At 62.2% G+C, this 18,550-nt stretch carries 13 protein-coding genes; 2 read left to right on the forward strand and 11 right to left on the reverse strand.

Annotation, left to right across the window (positions count from 1 at the left end; translation table 11 throughout):
* The first annotated feature begins 47 nt into the window (after positions 1 to 47).
* Positions 48 to 818 carry a ParA family protein gene (locus BLW24_RS11580; RefSeq protein ID WP_090380648.1) on the forward strand — a complete coding sequence of 257 codons (771 nt, stop codon included), beginning with the start codon at positions 48 to 50 and terminating at the stop codon, positions 816 to 818.
* 266 nt (positions 819 to 1,084) lie between these two features.
* Here BLW24_RS11580 and BLW24_RS11585 read toward each other — a convergent pair whose 3' ends face one another.
* The 5 genes from BLW24_RS11585 to BLW24_RS11605 all read right to left on the reverse strand — a co-directional run bounded on the left by BLW24_RS11585 (position 1,085) and on the right by BLW24_RS11605 (position 6,202).
* Positions 1,085 to 1,885 carry a universal stress protein gene (locus BLW24_RS11585; protein ID WP_090380651.1) on the reverse strand — a complete coding sequence of 267 codons (801 nt, stop codon included), beginning with the start codon at positions 1,883 to 1,885 and terminating at the stop codon, positions 1,085 to 1,087.
* A gap of 88 nt (positions 1,886 to 1,973) precedes the next feature.
* A complete protein-coding gene (locus tag BLW24_RS11590) occupies positions 1,974 to 2,417 on the reverse strand; it encodes a PaaI family thioesterase (protein WP_090380654.1) in 444 nt (147 codons plus the stop codon).
* Between the two features lie 94 nt (positions 2,418 to 2,511).
* Positions 2,512 to 2,946, reverse strand: a complete 435-nt coding sequence (trxC, locus tag BLW24_RS11595; RefSeq protein ID WP_090380657.1) for a thioredoxin TrxC — start codon at positions 2,944 to 2,946, stop codon at positions 2,512 to 2,514.
* 60 nt (positions 2,947 to 3,006) lie between these two features.
* Positions 3,007 to 4,284 carry a bifunctional O-acetylhomoserine aminocarboxypropyltransferase/cysteine synthase gene (locus BLW24_RS11600; protein ID WP_090380661.1) on the reverse strand — a complete coding sequence of 426 codons (1,278 nt, stop codon included), beginning with the start codon at positions 4,282 to 4,284 and terminating at the stop codon, positions 3,007 to 3,009.
* 121 nt (positions 4,285 to 4,405) lie between these two features.
* Entirely contained in the window at positions 4,406 to 6,202 is a 1,797-nt protein-coding gene (locus BLW24_RS11605) for an SLC13 family permease (RefSeq protein WP_090380664.1), read from the reverse strand.
* A gap of 243 nt (positions 6,203 to 6,445) precedes the next feature.
* Here BLW24_RS11605 and BLW24_RS11610 point away from each other — a divergent pair, with 243 nt between their 5' ends.
* A complete protein-coding gene (locus BLW24_RS11610) occupies positions 6,446 to 7,144 on the forward strand; it encodes an aspartate/glutamate racemase family protein (RefSeq protein WP_090380667.1) in 699 nt (232 codons plus the stop codon).
* Positions 7,145 to 7,337: 193 nt separating this feature from the next.
* Here the strand turns inward: BLW24_RS11610 and selO are convergent, their stop codons facing one another.
* From selO to BLW24_RS11640, 6 genes are all read right to left on the reverse strand, one after another.
* On the reverse strand, positions 7,338 to 8,798 hold the full coding sequence (gene selO, locus BLW24_RS11615) for a protein adenylyltransferase SelO (RefSeq protein WP_090380670.1): 1,461 nt from the start codon (positions 8,796 to 8,798) through the stop codon (positions 7,338 to 7,340).
* Between the two features lie 75 nt (positions 8,799 to 8,873).
* Positions 8,874 to 12,233 carry a mechanosensitive channel MscK gene (gene mscK / locus BLW24_RS11620; RefSeq protein WP_090380672.1) on the reverse strand — a complete coding sequence of 1,120 codons (3,360 nt, stop codon included), beginning with the start codon at positions 12,231 to 12,233 and terminating at the stop codon, positions 8,874 to 8,876.
* A 142-nt stretch (positions 12,234 to 12,375) separates the two neighbouring features.
* Entirely contained in the window at positions 12,376 to 14,121 is a 1,746-nt protein-coding gene (locus BLW24_RS11625; protein WP_090387710.1) for a potassium/proton antiporter, read from the reverse strand.
* A gap of 139 nt (positions 14,122 to 14,260) precedes the next feature.
* Positions 14,261 to 16,078 carry an acyl-CoA dehydrogenase gene (locus BLW24_RS11630; protein WP_090380674.1) on the reverse strand — a complete coding sequence of 606 codons (1,818 nt, stop codon included), beginning with the start codon at positions 16,076 to 16,078 and terminating at the stop codon, positions 14,261 to 14,263.
* A gap of 180 nt (positions 16,079 to 16,258) precedes the next feature.
* The gene (locus BLW24_RS11635) at positions 16,259 to 17,239 is read right to left on the reverse strand and encodes an IS5 family transposase (RefSeq protein ID WP_090375570.1); all 981 of its coding nucleotides are present in this window, start codon (positions 17,237 to 17,239) and stop codon (positions 16,259 to 16,261) included.
* A gap of 232 nt (positions 17,240 to 17,471) precedes the next feature.
* The gene (locus tag BLW24_RS11640) at positions 17,472 to 18,515 is read right to left on the reverse strand and encodes an NAD(P)H-dependent flavin oxidoreductase (protein ID WP_090380678.1); all 1,044 of its coding nucleotides are present in this window, start codon (positions 18,513 to 18,515) and stop codon (positions 17,472 to 17,474) included.
* Between the last annotated feature and the right edge of the window lie 35 nt (positions 18,516 to 18,550).

The raw sequence follows: 18,550 nt of genomic DNA on the forward strand, positions 1-18,550 counted from the left end.
GAATCCGGGACCATTTCGGGGTTTATGCGGGATTCAGGGGGTATTTCATGCGGCGCGTGATCTTCAATCAGAAGGGCGGTGTGGGTAAGTCCAGTATCGCCTGCAACCTGGCCGCGGTGAGCGCTTCCCAGGGCTACCGCACGCTGCTGATCGACCTGGACGCCCAGGCCAACTCGACTCATTACCTCACCGGCCTGACCGGCGAGGACATCCCCATGGGCATTGCCGAGTTCTTCAAGGGCACTTTGTCATCGGCGCCGTTCGGCAAGAAAGGCAGCGTGGATATCTACGAGACGCCGTTTGACAACCTGCATGTGGTCACCGCCACCGCCGAGCTGGCCGATCTGCAGCCCAAGCTGGAGCAAAAGCACAAGATCAACAAGCTGCGCAAACTGCTCGAAGACCTCAGTGAAGATTACGAGCGCATCTACCTCGATACCCCTCCGGCGCTGAATTTCTACACCGTCTCCGCGTTGATCGCGGCTGACCGCGTGCTGATCCCGTTTGACTGCGACAGCTTCTCGCGCCAGGCGCTGTATGGCCTGCTACGCGAAATCGAAGAGCTCAAGGAAGACCACAACGAAGGCCTGGAAGTCGAAGGCATTGTGGTCAACCAGTTCCAGCCGCGCGCCAGTCTGCCGCAGCAGCTGCTCGATGAGTTGATTGCCGAGGGCCTGCCGGTGCTGCCGGTCAATCTGATGAGTTCGGTGAAGATGCGTGAGTCGCACCAGGCCTGCATGCCGCTGATCCATCTGGACCGCAACCACAAGTTGACCCAGCAGTTTGTCGAACTGCATGACCTGCTTAACGCCAATTGAGCGTTAGCCCGTAAATAAAAAAGCTGCCTAGGCAGCTTTTTTATTGGCTGGTTCAGAGCCTGTTGAAGATCTCGCGAGCTAGAGCCATGCAAGGCGCTACGTTAGTAACAGCCTCCGGCTGGTCAAACAGGTGAGGACGCGGTGTGTACTTTAGTACATGAGCATTACTCGTTTCACTCGCCTTTCGGGTCGCGCTAAAACGCGTTAGCCGCAAGCGGCTTGCCGAACCTGTTTTCAACGCAGCAGGGCCGACGCGCAGCAGATCGTCAGCGGACGACGTAAATGTCGCAAGGCGCCTTGTGCAGGAAGTGCTGCGCCAGGCTGCCAAGCAGTGCTTGCGACAGTGCGCTGCGGCCGTGGCTGCCGAGTACCAGCAGTTCGGTGTTGGTGCTTTTCAGGCGTGCTTGCAGGCAGCGCAGGATGCCGCCTTGTTCCACCGAATGGGTCAAGGTCGGGCCTTTCTCCGGCAGGTTCTGCGCTTCATCTTCCAGCAACTGGTTGATCAGGGCTTTTTGCGTGGCCAGTTGCGCCTCGACCTGCTTGGGCGTGCCCTTGTCTGGCTCGAAGACGTGCAGGGCGTGCAGTTCGGCCGTTTCCGGCAGCAGGCGGTAGGCCTGGCCGAGGGCGCTGCAGGCGCAGAGCGAGAAGTCGATGGCCGCCAGTGCGCGCTGGTATGGCTTGAAATCGTTACGCGCCACCAGCAGCAGTGGCACCGGACAGTTGCGCGCAATGCGGTCGAGGCTGGTGCCGGAGAAAAAATCGTGGCGCTGGTGATGGCCGCCGAGTACCAGCAGGTCGCAACCCAGCTCATTAAGCTGTTGCAGCACCACTTCCGAGGGATTGATGCCGGTGCGGATCAGCAGCTGACTGCCGGGCGGGGCGTATTGGGTCAGGCTGCGGTCCAGTGCCTGTTTGGCCTGCTCATGCTCTTGGCTGCTTTTGCTCGGGTCGAGCACATGCAGGATGGTCAGTTTGGCGTTGAACTGCTTGGCCAGCTGGGTGGCGCGGCACAGCGCCATGTCGGCAGTGTCGCGCAGGTCGTGGGCAATAAGGATGTGACTGGGCATGGTCGGCGTTCTCCTGCCGATGCATGTCGGCACATTTATTGTGACCTCGAGTCATAGCTGGACTTTTGACCTAGGGCAAGGTCAAGTGTCAGCGTGCGCGTAATTGATACAGGCCGCGACTCTCGACCACTACTTCACCACTCTCATCGGTCAGCTGCAACTGTAAAACATACTCGGCTTTGCCGAGTTCTGTTGCCTGCTTTTGCAGCTGCTGGATTTCTTCCGCTGCAAGGTGCGCCTCCACCCAGATATCACCGCTGGCGGGGCGACGAAAACGCAGGTTCATTTCCTTGACGATGGGGTAAAAGCGCTGCGCATCGAAGCTGGTGAGAAACAGCGCACCGCCGGGAATTTCCGCCAGAGTGAACAGCGCACCGGCATACATGCTGCCGATATGGTTCTGGTTACCCGCCAGCGGCATACGCAGACGTATGTGGCCAGCTTCCAGCACTTCGGCCTTGAGCCCGCTGCGCTGGACAAAGGCTATCTGTTCTTCGGTGAGCTGGCGTACCAGTTCGATAGGCATCGTCATGCTTGGCTCCACACGTCTTGTTGTGCAGCCAGCCTAAAGGTTGGTCGTGAGCGCAGTAATGACCGCAATGCCCATGCGTAATTGACCGATTCGCTCAAATGCCCTGCTGGCGCAACCAGCCAAGCAGTTGCGGCAGGGGCAGCGCGCCACTCTGCCGGGCGACTTCCACACCGCCCTTGAGCAGGATCAGCGTCGGGATCGAGCGAATGCCCATTTCTGCCGACAGCTGCGGGTTGGCTTCGCTGTCCAGCTGGGCCAGGCGGCAGTGGCCTTGTAGCTGCGCGGCGGCCTGCTCATAAATGGGGGCAAAGCTGCGGCACGGGCCGCACCAGCTGGCCCACACATCAATCAGCAGAGGCAGGTCGCCTTTGTTCTGCGCATCGAAGTTGGCCTGGGTCAGTTCGAAGGGTGTGCTGGGCAACACCTCCGATTTGCAACGGCCACAGCGCGGCGCATCGCCCAGGCGCTCGGCGGGAATGCGATTAAGGCCGTTGCACTTTGGGCAGGGGATCAGCAGGGGATTGGACATGGGCGACTCCAGAGGCGGTTATCCCTTATCTGGAGTCGCTTGCGTGGATATCAAGGGCGATCAGCCCGCTGCGGCATCCAGCGCCTGGGCCAGGTCGGCGAGGATATCGTCGCTGTGCTCGATGCCGATCGACAGGCGCACCATGTCGCGCGGCACGCCGGCGCGCTCCAGTTCTTCGTCATTCAGCTGGCGGTGAGTGGTCGAGGCCGGGTGGCAGGCCAGGGATTTGGCATCGCCGATATTCACCAAACGAACCACTAACTGCAGCGCATCGATAAAGCGCGCGCCGGCTTCCTGACCGCCCTTGATGCCAAAGGACAGGATCGAGGCCGGTGTGCCGCCGCAGAAACGCTGCGCCAGGGCATGCTCGGGGTGATCGGGCAGGCCGGCGTATTTCACCCAGGCCACCTGCGGGTGGTTCTGCAGGTAATGGGCGACCTTCAGCGCGTTCTCGCAGTGGCGCTCCATGCGCAGGGCCAGGGTTTCCAGGCCTTGCAGGATGAGGAAGGCATTGAACGGCGACAGCGCCGCGCCGGTGTTGCGCAGTGGCACCACGCGGCAGCGGCCGATAAAGGCGGCCGGGCCGAAGGCCTCGGTGTAGGTCACGCCGTGGTAGGACGGGTCGGGCGTGTTGAGCAATGGGAAGCGCGCTTTATTGTCAGCCCAGGGGAATTTTCCGGAGTCGACCACAATGCCGCCGATGCTGGTGCCGTGGCCGCCGATGTACTTGGTCAGCGAGTGCACGACGATGTCCGCGCCATGCTCGAACGGGCGGCAGAGAATCGGCGTAGCCACCGTGTTGTCGACAATCAGCGGCACGCCATGGCGGTGCGCGGCCGCAGCCAGGGCAGCGAGGTCGACGATATTGCCGGCCGGGTTGCCGATGGATTCGCAGAACACCGCTTTGGTTTTGTCGTCGATCAGCGCTTCCAGAGCGGCGATGTCGTCGTGGGCGGCGAAGCGGGTCTGGATGCCGAAGCGCGGCAGAGTGTGCGCCAGCGGGTTGTAGGTGCCGCCGTAGAGCTTGGCCACCGAGACGATGTTGTCACCGGCTTCGGCCACGGTCTGGATCGCGTAGGTGATCGCCGCCATGCCCGAGGCCACGGCCAGCGCGCCGACGCCACCTTCCAGCGCAGCCACGCGCTCTTCGAGCACGGCGTTGGTCGGATTCATGATCCGTGAATAGATATTGCCGGCGACCTTCAGGTCGAACAGGTCGGCACCGTGCTGGGTATCGTCGAAGGCAAAGGAGCTGGTCTGGTAGATCGGGACCGCCACCGCCTTGGTGGTCGGGTCGGGGCTGTAGCCGGCGTGGATGGCCAGGGTTTCCAATTTCATGCGCGCGTTCCTTCAGGGCAGATTGAAGGTTGGCAGCATGGAGAAAGCAGCAAGGCCCGGTCAATGCGCTGGAGCAATGAAACGGGCCTGGGTTAGATCGAAATATTCGCCGCTTATGCCGTCAAATAGGTATCAGTGGGAAGAACCAGGGGATTACAAAGCTGGCCACCACCCACAGCAGCAGATTGAGCGGGATGCCGACCTTCATAAAGTCGGTAAAGCGATAACCGCCGGCGTTGTAGACGAAGGTGTTGGTCTGATAACCGATGGGCGTGGCGAAGCTGGCGCTGGCGGCGAACATCACCGCGACCACAAAGGCGCGCGGGTCGACGCCCAGGTGCTGGGCCATGCCGATGGCAATCGGCGTGACCAGTACCGCCACCGCGTTGTTCGATAGCACTTCGGTGAGGATCGAGGTGAACAGGTAGATAAACGACAGCATCAGCAACGGGCCTGCCCAGGGCATCAGGCCCATGACATTGCTGACCATCAGGCTGACCAGGCCGACCTTGTCCATGGCGATGCTGATGGCCAGCATGCCGAAGATCAGGCTGAGGATCTTCCAGTCCACCGCCTTGTAGGCGTCCTCCACGTCCAGGCAGCGGGTCGCCAGTACGGTGACCGCACCGATGATCGCCAGGCCTTCGATGGGCATTACGCCGAAGGCGGCCAGCAGCATCACGGCCAGAGTAGCGATGATCGCAATCGGTGCCTTGTCGCGGCGGAACGCGCGTTCCTGTACGGCGTTGAGGCTGATCAGCTCGCCGTTGTCGGCGAAACGCTTGATTTGCGTCGGCGTGCCTTCCACCAGCATCACGTCGCCGAACTGCAGTTCGAAGTCATCCAGGTTGCCCTGGATGTTCTCATCCTGGCGGTGCACGGCAAGCACGGCGATGCCATAGCGCGCGGTGAGGTCGAGGTCGCGCATCGGCCGATGGCTGTAGCGCGAGTTACGCCCGACGATGGCCTCGGCGAGGATCACGTCATGGCTGCTAATGGTTTCAAACGCATCGCTGCGGTTGAAGATCAGGTGACCACTTTCGCGCAGCTCCACCACATCCTTGACCTGACCGTGCAGCACCAGTTGGTCGCCCGCCACCAGCAGGGTGTCGTGGGCCGGTTCGGTGAGCTCCTGCTCGTCGCGGAAGATCTTCAGCACCTGCAGGCCGCTGCCGCCATTGAGGTTGGCTTCGTGCAGGGATTTGCCGATCACTGGCGAGTTCTGTGGCACCAGCAGCTCGGTCATAAAGGTGCGGTCGAGGTTCGGGCGCAGTTGCTTTGACAGGGTCTCGCGCTCGGGCAGCAGGTGGCGACCTATGGTCAGCAGATAGAGCATGCCCACCGTTGCCAGGATCAGCCCGGCACCGGTGATCTCAAACATGCCAAAGGGCTCAAGGCCCGCCTTGCGTGCCACGCCGTCGACCAGAATATTGGTCGAGGTACCGATCATGGTCAGGGTGCCGCCAAGGATGGTGGCGTAGGACAGCGGGATCAGCAGTTTCGACGGTAGGGTGCCGGCGCGCCGCGCCAGGGAAATTGCCACTGGCGTGAGAATGGCCACCACCGGTGTGTTGTTGAGGAACGCCGAGATCACCAGCGCGGTGATGGTCAAGCCGGTGAGCACGCGAATCGGGCTGGTACCGACCAGATTCCCCAGCCAGTTGCCGAGAGCGTCGATGCAGCCGGTGCGTTCCAGTGCGGCCGAGAGCACGAACATGCAGGCAATGGTCACGGGCGCCGAGTTGCTCAGCACGCTGAGCACTTCCGCAGGCGTCAGCAACTGAGTGATCAGCAGCGCCGCCACGGCAATGGCCGCAACAATGTCCGGGCTCCACTTCTCGCGCACAAAGGCGTACAGCACCCAGATCAGCAGGGCGCCGACAAACAGCAGGGGCAGAGGAAGAGAGTCCCAGAACATGAACATCCTTAGCGTAAGCGGACGAGTCTCGTGTGAGGTATCGGGCGCGCGATGCAGACGTGGCGGCCACGCAAGGCGGAGAAGATAAGGGTTGCTGCTTAGAGAGTCTAAGAATGTTTGGAAAGGTTTATATGCCTTTTCGATTTAATAGATAAGGCTGTACCGGCCGCTCTACCGCGCACTGTGCCTGTGCGTTGGCTCGGCCGCGGATTAGGCTCAAGGCTTTCGTGAACGGGAGGGCATATGCGTCAGTTAGGCATTCTGGGTGGCATGAGCTGGGAGTCGACGGCCAGCTATTACCGCTTGCTCAACCAGGGCGTGCGCGAACGCCTTGGCGGTTTGCATTCGGCGCCCTTGCTGCTGCATTCGCTGGATTTTGCTGAAATCGCCGAACTGCAGCGGCGTGGCGATTGGCAGGCCGCTGGGCAGGTGCTGGCGCTGGCGGCTCAGGGGCTTGAGCGAGCAGGGGCATCGGCCCTGTTACTGGCCACCAACACCATGCACAAGGTTGCGCCGGCCATTGAAGCGGCGGTGCAGATACCGCTGCTGCATATCGGTGATGCGGTGGGTCAGGCCCTGCAGCACCAGGGTGTGCGCCGCGCGGCCCTGCTCGGCACGCGTTTTACCATGCAGGAGGCGTTCTACCGCCAGCGTCTGGCCGAGCGCTTCGCGATTGAGGTGATCACTCCAGACGCGGCGCAGATGGCGGAAATTGATCGGGTGATCTTTGCCGAGCTGTGCCAGGGCCAGTTTCTGCCGCAGGCCCGGGACTTCTATCTGGACTGTTTGCGCACGCTGCAGGGGCAGGGGGCCGAGATGGCCATCCTGGGTTGCACCGAGATCGGTTTACTGCTCGATGGCCTGGACGCACCGGTGCCGCTGCTCGACAGCACCGAGCTGCATGTGGCCATGGGGCTGGAATGGATGTTGGGTGGTGTGTAGGTTGGGTTGAGCTTGCGAAGCCCAACAGGGAGCGCGTAGCGCTGCGCCCGGCTATCGTTGGGCTTCGTCGCAGGCTCCTCAACCCAATCTACGACGAACACCAGATACGGCAGTCCGTAGGGTGGATGGCGCTTTATCCATCCACCGCGGCAGTTGGTGGATGAAAAAGGCGTCATCCACCCTACGGCTCTATTCAGGACGAACAGCTGATTTCCAGATGCTTGCCCCATTCCGGCGGACGCTGGGTGTAGCGTTCGAAGCCGGGCTGCTCGTCGAAGGGCCGCGACAGCACCTGATGCAGTTCGCGCACCGGGGCGTAGTCGCCCTGCTCGGCGGCTTCGATCACCTGCTGGGCCAGGTAGTTGCGCAAAACGTACTTGGGGTTGGCCGCGTGCATGCGCATGCGCCGTTGCCCCGTATCGTCGCCATCGCGCGCGCTGCACGCCAGGTAGTCAGCGGCCCAGGCATCGAAACCGGCCAGGTCGGTAAAGTCGTCGCGCAGGCGCGCCACGGCTTGCGCAACCGGGCTGTCGCCGAGCTCGCGGAAGAACAAGGTGTAATCCACTGCGCTGCTTTGCATCAGTTGCAGCAGGCGCTGCACCAGGGCTTCGTCGCCGTCATCGGCACTGAGCAGGCCCAGGCGTTTGCGCATCAGATCGAGGTAATGCGCCTGGTACAACGGCAGGAACAGACCGAGCGTCTCACGCAGCGCGTCGACATCGACCAGCGGTACCAGGGCCTGGCCGAGGGCGGCGAGGTTCCACTGGGCAATCGGCACCTGATTACTGAACGAGTAACGACCGCTGTCATCGGAGTGGTTGCAGATGTGCTGGGCATCGAAATCATCGAGAAAGGCGTAGGGGCCGTAATCGAAGGTGATGCCGAGGATCGACATGTTGTCGGTGTTCATCACTCCGTGACAGAAACCGTAGGCCTGCCAGTAGGCGATCATCGCGGCGTTACGCTCGATGACTTCGCGGAACATGGCCAGATACGGCTGTTTCTGCTGCAAACAGTCGGCGTAGTGGCAGTGCAGCACATGCTCGGCTAGCTGTTTGAGCTGCTCATGCTGCTGGGTGTAATAGAAGTATTCGAAGTGGCCGAAGCGGATATGGCTGGGCGCCAGGCGCAGCACCATGGCGGCGGTCTCCTGCTTTTCGCGCCACACCGGGGTGCTGGAGCCGGTCACGCACAGCGCCCGCGAGCTGGGGATGCCGAGGGCGTGCAGGTGCTCACTGGCGAGAAACTCGCGGATCGATGAACGCAGCACGGCACGGCCGTCGCCCATGCGCGAGTAGGGCGTTTGTCCGGCGCCCTTGAGGTGCAGATCCCAGTACTCGCCAGCGTCGTTGATTACCTCACCCAGCAGCAGGCCACGGCCATCGCCCAGGCGCGGGTTGTAGCCGCCGAACTGATGCCCGGAATAGACCATGGCGCGCGGCTCGGCGCTGCTCCACAGCTTGTGCCCGGCGAAGATCTGCGCGAACACCTCGCTTTCGGCTTGACTCGGCTCCAGGTCAAGCAGGGCCATGGCGGCCGGGCTGGCAACGACCAGGCGCGGCTCGGCAATCGGCTCGGGCAGCACGTGGGTGGAAAAGGTGTCGCCGAGGCGGGCAAAACGGTTGTCGAACTGCAGCTCGATAAGCGGCTTCACGGTCAGGCTCCAGCCGGGCACATGCGGCCCGGCAGTGATGAAGTGGCAGCCCGCGCTGGCGGGCCTGGCGGCAAGCTACTGCGGGTCGATTGCAGGTGTCGGTGGTGGTACTTGTCCCTGCTGCGCATCGGCTGCCGCCGTGGCGGCCACCATTTGTCCGGTGGTCAGGTTGAGTTCCTGGCCGTGCAGGTTCTTGATCATCACCTCGACCTGGTTGAAGGCCATTTCCACGTTGTGCTCACGGAAGCTCAGGGCGATGCGCGTGAGGATTTCGTCGGTGGCGGCGTTGCGGTCACCCAGTTCGCGTACATGGAAGCGCAGCTCGTAGTCGAAGGTACTGGCGCTGATGGTCAGGAAGAACAGCAGCGGCGCTGGGTCGCGCAGTACCCGCGGATTTTCCTCGGCGGCCTGCATCATCAGCTTGCGTGCCAGCGGCAGGTCGGTTTCGTAGGCTACGCCGATCTTCACGATGACCCGGGTGACGGTGTCGTTGAGTGACCAGTTGATCAGCTGGTCGGTGACGAAGGTCTTGTTCGGCACGATGATTTCTTTGCGGTCGAAGTCGGTGATGGTGGTGGCGCGGATGCGAATTTTGCTGACCGTGCCGGACAGGTTACCGATGGTTACCACGTCGCCGATGCGCACTGGGCGCTCGAACAGGATGATCAGGCCAGAGATAAAGTTGGCGAAGATTTCCTGCAAGCCGAAGCCCAGGCCCACCGAGAGCGCGGCCACCAGCCATTGCAGCTTGTCCCAGCTGACCCCGAGGGTCGACAGGGTGATGACAAACCCAATGCCGACAATCGCGTAGGAGAGCAGGGTGGTGGTGGCGTAGGCGCTGCCCTGAGCCAGCTTCAGCCTGGAGAGCACCAGCACCTCGAGCAAGCCAGGCAGGTTGCGGCCCAGTGCGACGGTGATGCCGATGATGATCAGTGCGCCGAGTACATCGCTGAGGCTAATGGGCACCAGAGTCGCGGCATCGCCGGTACCGCTGCTGTACTCATACAGCGCAATGTTATCGAGGTAGGTGAACACCGAAATCAGGTCCGCCCAGACCCAGTACAGGCCGGCGATAAAGGTACCGAGCAGGGCCAGGCGAATCAGGCGCAGCGACTGCTGGTTGACCTGTTCGATATCCAGGGTCGGCTCCTCGACTACAGTTTCCGTGCCTTCGCCGCTGTCCTTGCTTTGTGCCTGGCGCTTGCTCATGGCCCGCTGGTAGGCGAGTCGGCGTGCCGCAACGCCCAGGCCGCGGACAAAAGTGGCTTCGATGATCAGCCAGATCACCAGCAGATACAGGGTGTTGATCAGGCGGTCGCTGAGTTTCAGTGCGGTGTAGTAGTAGCCGAAGCCGACCGCCACGATCAGTGCCAATGGCAGCAAGCTCAGGGCTATGCCGATCAGCATGCGGAAGGCCGAGGCATGTTCGCGGGCCGGGCCGGTGAGCAGCAGCTTGTGCAGCAGCCAGACCATCAGGGCGTAGCAACTCAGCACCACGGTTAGGCCGATCACGTCATCACCCAGGCCCGCCGGCTGGTGCTTGGCAATCGTCACTACAGCCACCAGCGCCATCACCACCAGGCCCAGACGGCGCACTTGTTTGTGCAGGAACGCTACTTGCGAGCGACCCCAGCGGAAGTGCAGTTCGGCTACGCCGCCATCGGCGAGGATGCGGTACAGGGTGTAGAACACCAGCCAGGCCTGGGCCATCTGGAACAGCGCCTCACCCAGGTTGGCGTTCTGTCCGCGGGCGTCCATCTGCAAGGCGAAGCCGCACAGTGCCAGGAATAGTGTGCCAGGCAGCGCCAGCAACACGTTGAGCATGATTGCCATCGGTGTGTGCAGTTGGCTGTCGCGTTTGAAGTGGCCGATGTCCTGGTGCAGCTCTGCGAGCTTGCGGTACAGATAACCCCGGCGCCACAGCAGCACCACTATCAGCAGCAGCAAGGGCAGGAACAGCGGCGGCCGCTCGGTCAGGCCAGCGCCCAGCTGGCGCAGGTTGGCGCCCCAGGGTAATTCGGCAATCTGCCGCTCGAGCAAGCGCGGTACGGACTTGAACCACTCCAGATCCAGCGGTTTGTTGCTGGGGATCCAGAACATCTGCTCATCGAGGGTGGCACGCAGGGTTTCGGCGGTGGTTTTCAGCTGCTTCTGATTCAGCTGCAGGGTAATCGACTCGTTGAGCAGGGCGTTCAGCTCACGGTTGAGACGGTCAATCAGCTCGCGGCGGGTGTCGATGAGCGCCAGCAGGTCGGTGCGCAGGGCCTGGCTGTTGGGCTCATTGGCCTGGGCACTGAGCAAGTTGTCGACATACACGCTGGGGTTGTTGATGGCTTCGCGCTGCTGGTTAAGCTCGAACTGGTACAGGCGCAGGTCGGCGATCTGGTCGGGCAGGGTGCTGTCGATCTTCAATATCGGCAGGGCTTGCTGCTGCTTATAGAGGATGCGCGAGAGCAGCAGACTGCCTTGCAGCACGCTGATCTGTTCTTCCAGGGCCTGATCGCTCTGGCTCAGGCTGTCGAGTTGCTGTTTGGTCTGCAGATTCAGGCGGGTCAGCTCATTGAGCCGGTCGGTGGCGCGCAGCAGGTAGTCGGAGAGCTTCAGGTTGATTGCGCTTTCCTGTGCCAGCAGGCTGTCGGTGCCGGCTTTTTCGACCTCACGGGACTGTTCGGCAAGGGTCTGCTCAGAAAGGTCGCGGCGCTTTTCATTGATCAGGTTCTGCTGGGCGAGCAGTTCCTGTTCAAGGCGTTTGATGCGTTCTTCCAGCAGGCTGCGGCGGCTGTTGCCGAGATCCTGCAGCAGGCTGTTGCCGGCCAGCTCCTGGCGGCGCAGCTGGGTTTGCGCATCGAGCTTGGCCAGTTCGGCATTCAGCTGATTACGCCGCTCATTGCTCAGCGGTTTGCTGGCATCGCGGCCGCTTTTCAGGATGCTGTTGATTTCCTGGCTGCGGGTCTGGTTGCCGCTGATTTCTGCCTGGGCGCGTTCCGGGCGAGTCTGCGCGGTGATTACCAGGCTGTTGGCCTCGATGATCTGTTTCTGCCACTCGCTGAGTTGTGCGTTGCGATCGGCGAGTAGTTGTTCAAGCTGCGGCAGTGTGCTTTTGCCGTAGCGCAGATTGACCTGGGTGGGCGTGCTGTTTTTCAGTCGCTGGTAATCGCGCTGCGCCTCACCAATCAGGCGTGGGGCTTGCTGCAGCTGCTTCTCAAGGTCGACACGGCGCTGCTCGCTGTCGGCTTTTTCATTCAGCAGCGCCAGGGTTTTCTCCAGGGTCTGCTTTATGGCCAGCTGCTCGGCTTCCGGCAGCTTGCGGTCGGCCAGGTTGTCCAGGCTGCTTTGTACGTCAGCCCGGCTCGGTGGCTCGGCGGCCTGTAGCAGCGGGGCGCTCAGGCACAGCCCGAGCAGTGCGACGGCAAGATAAGTGCGAAGAGAGGGCATAGTGACGATCGTTGGCTCGAAAAGAGGCTGAGTTTAACAGGCGCCTGGCTAAGCGCCTGTGCCGCATATAACGGCTCTTGGGCGGTAGATTACGCTCTTGTGCTGCGCTTTTACGCAACAGCGCTGGCGCGTAACCCTGCGCTTAAAGGAAGAGTCCGGGGCCTGGGCGACTGCCTTCGGGGAATCTGACGCCGACCTTGCGAATCTTGTTCCCTTCCATGGCTGCCACGGTCCAGGTCAGGCCTTGCCATTCCACCTGGTCGCCGATGACCGGCGAGCCGCCAATCTTGTGGGCGATAAAGCGGCCCAGATGCAGCTGACCTTCGGCGCCTTCCAGTTGCAGGCCGTAGAGTGCGGCGATGGCGGCCAGCTCGGCATCGCCTTCGAGTACGAAGTCACCGAAGAAACGCAGGTCCTGGCCGCGGGTGGGCGCCTGGCTGAACAGTTTACCGAGGGCGGGCAGGTCGTGTTCATGGCCAACCACGCAGAGCAGGTCGCCGGCATCCAGAGTCGTGCTGCCGGAGGGATGCAGCAGCTCCTTGCCTCGAAACAGCGCGGCAATGCGCGTGCCTTCGGGCATCTTCAGCTCGCGCAAAGGCGCGCCGATGCACCATTTTTCCGCACCGAGGCGGTAGATAAACAGCTCCCACTGGCTGGTCGGATGCACGTCCAGCCCGGCACGTGACACCGGCGCCGGCTCCGGCGGTACGGTGACGCGCAGCAACTTGGCGGCAAACGGCAGGCTGGTGCCCTGCAGCAACAGTGAAACCAGCACGATAAAGAACGCTACGTTGAAGAACAGCTGGGCATTCGGCAGGCCGGCCATCAGCGGGAACACCGCCAGAATGATCGGCACCGCGCCACGCAGTCCCACCCAGGCGATAAAGGCGCGCTCGCGGTCATGGAAGGCACGGAATGGCAACAGACCGAGGAAAATCGACAGCGGCCGGGCGAACAGGATCATCCACAGCGCCAGGCCCAGGGCTGGCAAGGCAATCGGCAGCAGCTCGTGCGGGGTGACCAGCAGACCGAGGACCAGGAACATGCCGATCTGCGCCAGCCAGGTCAGACCGTCGAGCATGTGCAGGATGCCGTGGCGCGAGCGAATCGGCCGGTTACCCAGCAGCAGGCCGCATAGGTAGATCGACAGAATGCCGCTGCCGCCGACGGCCGTGGTGATGGCGAAGATGATCAGGCCGCCGCTGACCACCAGCAGCGGATACAGGCCGTTGGCCAGTTCCATGCGGTTGATCAGGTTGAGCAGCAGCCAGCCGCCACCGAGGCCGAACAGCGCACCGATGCCGAACTGTTGCAGCAGCTGCACCAGCAGGCTCCAACTCATGCCGTCCTGGCCGCTGGCAAGCATGGCAATCAGGGTGACGGTGAGAAACACCGCCATCGGGTCGTTGCTGCCGGACTCGATTTCCAGGGTGGCGCTGACCCGCTCGTTCAGGCCGCGCCCGCCGAGCAGGCTGAATACCGCGGCAGCATCGGTGGAGCCGACGATCGCGCCGATCAGCAGGCCTTCCATCCAGCTCAGGTCGAACAGCCAGGCTGCTGCCACGCCGGTCAGGCCGGCAGTGATCAGGACGCCGACGGTGGCCAGTGAGAGTGATGGCCACAAGGCCACGCGAAAGCTGGAGACCCGCGTACGCATGCCACCATCGAGCAGGATGATGGCCAACGCCAGGTTGCCGACCAGGTAGGCCAGCGGGTAGTTGTTGAAGACGATGCCACCAGGGCCATCGGTGCCGGCGAGCATGCCGACAGCAAGAAAGATCACCAGAATCGGGATGCCGAAGCGCGAGCCGAATGCACTGACCAGAATGCTCATTGCGACCAGAACGCCACCGATCAAAAACAGATTATTGATGGTGCTGGCATCCAAGGCGCGTACTCCGTGCGGGTTGGTGAGCTTGCCACTATGCATGGCGCGTGCCAGAGATTCTAACCGCAGACCGGTTTTGCCGCTGAAAAAAACGCCCCGCGTTCAGCGGGGCGTCAGCTTCAACAGCGCTTCGCTTGGTTTAGAACCAGGCATCCTGCATGCTCAGGCAGGTGTCATCGCGCGCTTCGAGAATGGCCAAATCGTGGTGACAGCTCGGCACTTCCCAGGTCAGGAAGTAACGTGCGGCCTGCAGCTTGCCCTGGTAGAAGTCGGCATCGGCGGCGTTGCCCTCGCCGTTATTGAGTCGGGCCAGGCCTTTTTCGGCACGGATCGCCTGCTCCAGCCAGCGCCAGCCGATCACCGTGTGGCCGAATACCTTGAGGTACAGCGCCGAGTTGGCCAGGCCTTCATTGACCTTGCCGCTCATCAGGTCGCCCAGCAGGGCCAGGGTCACGGCTTGCAGGCCTGCCAGCAGTTGCTCCAGCGGCTGGCGCAGGGCGGTCAGCGAGGCGTGGGCTTCGGCGCGCTGGCAGGTGCCGTGGATCAGCTTGAGCAACTGCTTGAGCGCCGCACCGCCGCTCATCGAGACCTTGCGCCCGAGCAGGTCAAGGGACTGGATGCCGTGGGTGCCTTCATGGATCGGGTTGAGGCGGTTGTCGCGGTAGTACTGCTCCACCGGGTAATCGCGGGTGTAGCCATGGCCGCCGAGAATCTGGATGGCCAGTTCGTTGGCCTTGAGGCAGAACTCCGACGGCCAGGATTTGACGATCGGGGTGAGCAGGTCGAGCAGCTCCAGAGCGCTGCGGCGCTCTTCTTCGGTCTCCAGGGTCAGGGTGTCGTCGAACAGCCGCGCGGCGTACAGACCGAGGTCGAAGGAGCCTTCCACGTAGGCTTTCTGGGTCAGCAGCATGCGCCGCACGTCGGCGTGCTCGATGATCGAAACTTGATTGGAGGTCGGGTCCTTGCCATCGGGAATGCGGCCTTGCGGGCGCTGGCGGGCGTAGTCCAGCGAGTACAGGTAGCCGGCGTAGCCGAGCATCACTGCGCCCATGCCGACGCCAATGCGCGCCTCGTTCATCATCTGGAACATGTAGCTCAGGCCATGGTGCGGTTTGCCCACCAGGTAGCCGACGCAATCGCCGTTATCACCAAAGTTCAGCGCCGTGGAGGTGGTGCCGCGCCAGCCCATCTTGTGGAACAGCCCGGCCAGGACCATGTCGTTACGCTTGCCCAGGCTACCGTCAGCGTTGACCAGAAACTTCGGCACGATAAACAGGCTGATGCCTTTCACGCCCGGCGGCGCATCCGGCAGCTTGGCCAGCACCATGTGCACGATGTTTTCTGACAGCGGATGGTCGCCGCCGGAGATAAAGATCTTGTTGCCTTTGAGTCGGTACGTGCCGTCTTCGGCCGGCTCGGCGCGGGTGCGGATGTCCGACAGCGAGGAGCCGGCATGCGGCTCGGTCAACGCCATGGTGCCGAAGAAGCGGCCATCGATCATCGGCTGCAGAAAGCGCTGCTTCTGCTCGGCGGTGCCGAAGTTCTCGATCAGGTTGGCCGCGCCCATGGTCAGGAACGGGTAGGAGGTGGTCGCCGCGTTGGCCGACTGGAAGTGCGCGAAGCAGGCCTGCGACAGCAGGTTGGGCAGCTGCATGCCGCCGACTTCGAATTCGCGGGTGGCGTTAAGGAAGCCGGCTTCGAGGAAGGCGTCCACCGCCGGTTTCACTTCGGGGATCAGCACCGCCGCGCCGTCGACATACTCCGGCTCGTGTTCGTCATTCTTGCGGTTGTGCGGGGCAAACAGGTTTTCCGCGATGCTGCGGGCGGTGTCGATGGCGGCGTCAAAGGTTTCGCGGCTGTGTTCCGCGAAACGCTCGCGCTGGGTCAGGCCTTCGGCGTCCAGCACTTCGTACAGCTCGAAGGCCAGGTTGCGGGAACTGAGCAGGGACTCGGACATAGGTGTGCCTCCGGTTACGATGCCGCGAGTCTAGGGATGGTCTGAAGTAGCCCTGTATTTCCGGTCAACTTCAGCCTCCGCTGATTTTGAAAGCGGAAAACTGATCAAAAACGATCAAGTCATCCGCTCATTTCGGTGTTTCTGGCCGCCGCGAGCACCTCGCAGCGGTCATTTCCCACATTACAGGCGCACCTCTCCTGCATTCGTCAGCAAATGTCGACGGGCCATCCACAGGTTCGACAGGGCGAACAGCGTTACCAGTTGTGCGGTGTTTTTGGCCAGGCCACGGAAGCGCGTCTTCACATAACCGAACTGGCGCTTGATCACGCGAAACGGATGCTCGACCTTGGCGCGCACTTGGGCTTTGGCCTTCTCGATCTTGCGCTTGGCTTTGTATAACCCGCTGCGCTTATCGAGCTTCCTGTAGGTGCTGCGGCGTGCCGCCACCTGCCAGATTACCTTCCGACCTTCATGCTCCGGACGCTTTTCGACACCGGTGTAACCTGCGTCAGTACACACCACGTTTTCGTCGCCGTGCAGCAGTTTGTCTACCTGGGTGACATCCGCCACGTTGGCTGCCGTGCCTACTACGCTGTGCACCAGACCCGACTCGTCATCCACGCCGATGTGCGCCTTCATGCCGAAGTAGTACTGGTTGCCCTTCTTTGTTTGGTGCATTTCCGGATCGCGCTTACGGTCCTTGTTCTTGGTCGAACTCGGCGCATTGATCAACGTGGCATCGACGATGGTGCCCTGGCGCAGTGACAGACCACGGTCGCCCAGGTAGCCGTTAATCACGGCCAAGATGCCTGCAGCCAGCTCGTGTTTCTCCAGCAAGCGACGGAAGTTGAGGATGGTGGTTTCATCGGGAATGCGCTCCAGGCTTAAGCCGGCGAACTGGCGCAGGATGGTGGTCTCGTACAGCGTTTCCTCCATCGCCGGATCGCTGTAACCGAACCAGTTTTGCATCAGATGCACACGCAGCATCGCCATCAGCGCATAGGCGGGCCTGCCACCTTCGCCCTTCGGGTAGTGCGGATCGATCAGGGTGACCAATCCTTCCCACGGCACTACTCGATCCATCTCGATCAGGAACAACTCTTTGCGGGTCTGCTTGCGCTTGCCTGCGTACTCGGCGTCGGCGAAGGTCATCTGCTTCATCGGAAAACTCGACGGGTGGAATCCGGGTATTTTGCCAAAATCAGGAAGTCTTCTTCAGAGTTTCCCTAGGCAGGCGCGTGCGCAGCTCCCAGCACTATCAATTAGCGTGATAACGGGGCGTTGGGCCGGGGCGGTTGAGTAGGGTGGATGGCGCTTTATCCATCCACCAGATCGCAATGGTGGATGAAAAAGACGTCATCCACCCTACGGGGCTGCGCAGTAGCAATCGTGCTTATTGGATAAAGCCCTGAGCCAGCTCGCGGGTCAGTTCGGCGGCACCGATGGACTTGCAGCCGCTGACATTCTGCCCCGCCCAGAGCGGCGAGAAATCACCGCTGCCCAGGCTTTCAGCCTTAGTTCGCAGCGGCGCAATGGCCGCAGTCGCCTGGGGGAACTCCGGCGCAAGGGCGCTGATTGGCCCCAACTCACGTATCACCCGGTTGACGATGCCGCGCGCCGGGCGCCCGCTGAACAGATTGGTCAGGGCGGTATGCCGCGCCGCCGGGCTGTGCAGGGCGGCGCGGTGAAGGGCGCTGGTGCTGGCTTCATCACAGCACAAGTAGGCGGTGCCAATCTGTACCCCGGCCGCACCGAGGGCCATGGCCGCGCGCACGCCCTGGGCATCGGCAATGCCGCCAGCGGCAATCACCGGCAAGCGCACCGCCTGGACGATCTGCGGCAGCAGGGCAAAGGTGCCGAGCTGGCTGCTCAGCTCCTCAGTGAGAAACATGCCGCGATGACCGCCGGCTTCCAGGCCCTGGGCGATAATTGCGTCAGCGCCGTTGGCCTGCAGCCACAGTGCCTCTGCCACCGTGGTTGCCGAGCTAAGCACCTTGGCCCCACAGGCTTTAACCCGTGCCAACAGCTCAGCCGAGGGCAGGCCGAAGTGGAAACTCACCACCGTTGGGCGAAATTCATCCAGCACATCGGCCATCTCGGCACTGAACGGCAGACGGCCGGGCCCGCTGGCGATGGTCGTCGGATCAATGCCGAACTCGGCATAGTAAGGGCCCAGTGCCTCGCGCCAGGTTGCTTCGCGAGCAGCATCGGCGTCTGGCGGGGTGTGGCAGAAGAAGTTCAGGTTATAGGGCTTGCTGGTTTTCTCGTGCAGTGCCTGCAGCTCCTTGCGCAAGCCGGCGGCGTCGAGCATGGCGCAGGGCAGCGAACCGAGCGCGCCGGCATTCGATACGGCGGCGGCCAAACCGTGCAGCTGTGCGCCGGCCATCGGTGCCTGAATCAGTGGCAGCTCAATGCCCAATAGGTCTTGCAGTGACATGTAGGTTCTCCCTTGCCTGACGGATCAGCGGCCAC

It is taken from the genome of Pseudomonas anguilliseptica (genome assembly GCF_900105355.1).
Taxonomy (GTDB): domain Bacteria; phylum Pseudomonadota; class Gammaproteobacteria; order Pseudomonadales; family Pseudomonadaceae; genus Aquipseudomonas; species Aquipseudomonas anguilliseptica.

Coding starts and splice junctions, on each gene's coding strand:
- BLW24_RS11580 (WP_090380648.1), top strand. CDS start 48: ATGCGGCGCGTGATCTTCAATCAGAAGGGCGGTGTGGGTAAGTCCAGT.
- BLW24_RS11585 (WP_090380651.1), bottom strand. CDS start 1,885: ATGCCCAGTCACATCCTTATTGCCCACGACCTGCGCGACACTGCCGAC.
- BLW24_RS11590 (WP_090380654.1), bottom strand. CDS start 2,417: ATGACGATGCCTATCGAACTGGTACGCCAGCTCACCGAAGAACAGATA.
- trxC (WP_090380657.1), bottom strand. CDS start 2,946: ATGTCCAATCCCCTGCTGATCCCCTGCCCAAAGTGCAACGGCCTTAAT.
- BLW24_RS11600 (WP_090380661.1), bottom strand. CDS start 4,284: ATGAAATTGGAAACCCTGGCCATCCACGCCGGCTACAGCCCCGACCCG.
- BLW24_RS11605 (WP_090380664.1), bottom strand. CDS start 6,202: ATGTTCTGGGACTCTCTTCCTCTGCCCCTGCTGTTTGTCGGCGCCCTG.
- BLW24_RS11610 (WP_090380667.1), top strand. CDS start 6,446: ATGCGTCAGTTAGGCATTCTGGGTGGCATGAGCTGGGAGTCGACGGCC.
- mscK (WP_090380672.1), bottom strand. CDS start 12,233: ATGCCCTCTCTTCGCACTTATCTTGCCGTCGCACTGCTCGGGCTGTGC.
- BLW24_RS11630 (WP_090380674.1), bottom strand. CDS start 16,078: ATGTCCGAGTCCCTGCTCAGTTCCCGCAACCTGGCCTTCGAGCTGTAC.
- BLW24_RS11635 (WP_090375570.1), bottom strand. CDS start 17,239: ATGAAGCAGATGACCTTCGCCGACGCCGAGTACGCAGGCAAGCGCAAG.
- BLW24_RS11640 (WP_090380678.1), bottom strand. CDS start 18,515: ATGTCACTGCAAGACCTATTGGGCATTGAGCTGCCACTGATTCAGGCA.